The 273-nt window shown below is 59.0% G+C and carries 1 protein-coding gene; it reads right to left on the reverse strand.

What is annotated here, in order from left to right; all coding sequences use genetic code 11:
* Nucleotides 1-69 precede the first annotated feature (69 nt).
* Nucleotides 70-192 (reverse strand): hypothetical protein, encoded by a 123-nt coding sequence (locus ABG80_RS23895; RefSeq protein WP_268761019.1) that lies wholly within the window; start codon nt 190-192, stop codon nt 70-72.
* Nucleotides 193-273: the final 81 nt, after the last annotated feature.

The following is a 273-nucleotide window of genomic DNA, read 5'->3' on the forward strand; positions in this document are numbered from 1 at the left end:
TGGGCTCGACCTCGGCCAAGGCGATCATGTGCAGGTGCGGGTGCCACTGGCCCGAGTTGTCTCCCCGCTTCACTTCGTATGACCAAACAGCGCCCACAACACCATCGAGCACAGAGCCGCGACCACGTTGCCGGCGGTTCCATAGCTCGCGCTGGGCTCTATGAAGGTGCTTAAAGCGTTCAGCCAGGTCATCACCGTTCTTCACCGTCAAAGTCACCAAAAAAGGCCTCAGAGCCGTTTTCTCGGCTCGGATGACCTCCCACCTATCCAAGT

The sequence above is a fragment of the Aquabacterium parvum genome, from assembly GCF_001447195.1.
Lineage (GTDB): Bacteria > Pseudomonadota > Gammaproteobacteria > Burkholderiales > Burkholderiaceae_C > Aquabacterium > Aquabacterium parvum.

What these genes read in the sequence shown, in the direction of transcription:
- ABG80_RS23895 (WP_268761019.1), bottom strand. Translation starts at nt 192, where the DNA reads ATGACCTGGCTGAACGCTTTAAGCACCTTCATAGAGCCCAGCGCGAGC.